1 protein-coding gene is annotated in these 3,005 nt (G+C 74.8%); it reads left to right on the top strand.

The window, feature by feature from the left end; all coding sequences use genetic code 11:
* Positions 1–45 precede the first annotated feature (45 nt).
* Positions 46–3,005, top strand: a 2,960-nt coding sequence (locus ACFYWM_RS44635; RefSeq protein WP_389927961.1) for a beta-ketoacyl synthase N-terminal-like domain-containing protein, incomplete at its 3' end; no start/stop codon positions are given.

Genomic DNA, 3,005 nt, shown 5'->3' with positions numbered 1-3,005 from the left:
GTCGAGGGTGCGGCGATAGGGACGCTGCGCCGCGACGAGGGAGGGATGGATCGGTTCCTGCTGGCGGTGGGGGAGGCGTTCGTCCACGGCGTCGAGGTGGACTGGGACCCGGCGTTCGGCGACGCGGTGCCGGATCTGGACGCCGACCTGCCCACCTACCCCTTCCAGAGAAAGCACTACTGGCTCGCCTCCCCCGCCGCCCGGTCCGGTGGTCCGGTGACGACGACCGTGGACGAATGCCGCTACCGCGACGAATGGCGGCAGGGAGCCACCGCCGGACCCGCGCCGCTCTCCGGGACCTGGCTGGTCGCCGTACCTCCCGGACGCCAGGACGACCCGCTCACCGGGCTGTGCGCGGAGGCGCTCCGCGCTCACGGCGCCACCCCCGTCGTGGTCCCGGTCGACGAGGAAGGGGCACCCGCGGCGCTGCGCGGGCACGCGGACGCCGCGGGCACACTGTCACTGCTGCTTCTCGACGAGGCCGAGGCCCTGGTGTCGACCACGCGGCTGGTACGGGCGCTCGCGGAAGCGGGCGTCGGGAGCCCGCTCTGGCTGGTGACCCGCGGCGCCGTCGCCACCGGCGAGGCCGACCCGCCGCGTGCCCCTCGCCAGGCGGCCCTCTGGGGCCTGGGCCGGGTGATCGCCCTGGAACGCCCCCACGGCTGGGGCGGCCTGATCGACCTGCCCGAGACCGTGACCGAGGCCGTCGCGGGGGACCTGGCCACCGTCCTCGCCGCCGGCGACGGTGAGGACCAGGTGGCCGTACGCGCGGAAGGTGTCCTGGTACGCCGCCTGGTGCGGTCCCCGCTGAACGGCGCGTCCCCGGCGCGGTCCTGGCGTCCGCATGGGACGGTGCTGGTCACGGGCACCGGCATGGTCGCGACGCGGGTCGCCCGGTGGCTCGCGGAGCAGGGCGCCGACCGCGTCCTGATGGCCGGGCGCCGAGGCGCCGCCTCCTACGACGCGCGGACGCCGCACGACGAGGCGGAGGCCCGGATCCAGGTGGTCGCGTGCGACATCACCGATCGGGACGCCGTCGCCGCGCTGCTCGGCGGCATCCCCGCCGACCGGCCGCTGACGGCGGTCGTCCACGCGGCCGGCGCGGGAGACGACGCCCCGCTGGACGACCTCACCCCCGAGCGGGTCGTCGCCGCAGCCCGGCCGCACCTCGAAGGCGCGACGATCCTCGGCGAGCTCACCGGCGACCTGGACGCCTTCGTGCTGATCTCCTCCCTCGCCGGGGCCCTGGGCACCCCCGGACGGGCGGGCACGGCCGCCGGACACGCCTACCTCGAAGCGCTCGCCCGCTCCCGGCGCGCCCGGGGGCTGCCCGCCACCGTGATCCACTCGGGCGACTGGGTACGCGACGACACGCGCAGGGCCCACGGCCTGCGCGAACTCGCGCCCGACCTGGCGCTCCAGGTGCTGCGCCAGGCACTCGACTACGACGAGACCGCGATCACCGTCGCCGACATCGACTGGCCGCGCTTCCACCTGGCCTTCACGGCCTCGCGTGCCAGGCCGCTGCTGGCCGGTGTGCCCGAGGCGCGGGCGAGCGCCGCGAGGGACGCGCACGACGACGGCTTCGCCGCCCGGCTGGCGGGACTGGGCGAGGCCGAACGGGACCGCGTCGCGCTGGATCTGGTACGCGCCCAGGTCGCCGCCGTGCTCCGGCACGACGACCCCGGCGCGGTACGGACCGGCCTGCCGTTCAAGGACCTCGGGTTCGACTCGCTGCTCGGCGTGGACCTGCGCAACCGCCTCAACGCGGCGACCGGCGTACGGCTGCCCGCCACACTGGTCTTCGACCACCCGACCCCCGAGGCCCTGGCCGGGCACCTGGTGGCGACGGTGACCGGGACGGCCGGACGGCTCCCCGAGCCCCGCGTCGCCGTCACCGCCGAGGAGCCGATCGCGATTGTGGGGATGGCCTGCCGTTTCCCCGGCGGGGTGCGTTCGCCGGAGGACCTGTGGCGGCTGGTCGCCGAGGGCGGGGACGCCATCGGAGACTTCCCCACCGACCGCGGCTGGGACCTGGAGGGGCTCTACGACCCCGACCCCGACCGGCCGGGCAAGAGCTACGTACGACACGGTGGTTTCCTCTACGACGCCCTGGAGTTCGACGCCGGGTTCTTCGGGATCTCCCCGAACGAGGCGCTGGCGATGGATCCGCAGCAGCGGTTGCTCCTGGAGACCTCCTGGGAGGCGTTCGAACGAGCCGGGATCGACCCCACCTCGGCCCGCGGCAGCCAGACCGGCGTCTTCGTCGGCCTCAGCTACCAGGACTACCTGACCCGGCTGCACGAGCAGCCCGCCGGTTTCGACGGGCACCTCCTCACCGGTACCACCGCCAGCGTCGCCTCCGGCCGGGTCGCCTACCACCTCGGCCTCGAAGGTCCCTCGCTCACCGTCGACACGGCCTGCTCGTCGTCGCTCGTCTCGCTGCACCTGGCCGCGCAGGCTCTGCGCCGTGGCGAGTGCTCGCTCGCCCTCGCCGGTGGCATCGCCGTCATGTCCACTCCCGGCATGTTCCGCTTCTTCAGCCGCCAGCGCGGTCTGGCTCCCGACGGCCGGTGCAAGCCGTTCTCCGCCGCCGCCGACGGGTTCGGCGCGGCGGAGGGCGTCGGCATGCTGCTGGTGGAGCGCCTGTCGGACGCCCGCGCGAACGGCCATCGGGTGCTGGCGGTGGTACGGGGTTCGGCGGTGAACCAGGACGGGGCGTCGAACGGGCTGACGGCGCCGAACGGTCCTTCCCAGCAGCGGGTGATAGGGCGGGCGCTGGCGGACGCGGGGGTGGCGGCCTCGGAGGTGGACGCGGTCGAGGCCCACGGGACCGGCACGGCGCTGGGTGATCCGATCGAGGCGCAGGCGCTGATGGCCGCCTACGGATCGGGCCGGGAGCGTCCGCTCTGGCTGGGGTCGGTGAAGTCGAACATCGGTCATACGCAGGCGGCCGCTGGGGTGGCCGGTGTGATCAAGATGGTGATGGCGATGCGGCATGGGGT

Source organism: Streptosporangium sp. NPDC002721 (genome assembly GCF_042888905.1).
Classification (GTDB): domain Bacteria; phylum Actinomycetota; class Actinomycetes; order Streptosporangiales; family Streptosporangiaceae; genus Streptosporangium.
Note: the sequence above shows the minus strand (reverse complement) of the source record. Positions and strands in the feature narration are given on the sequence as shown.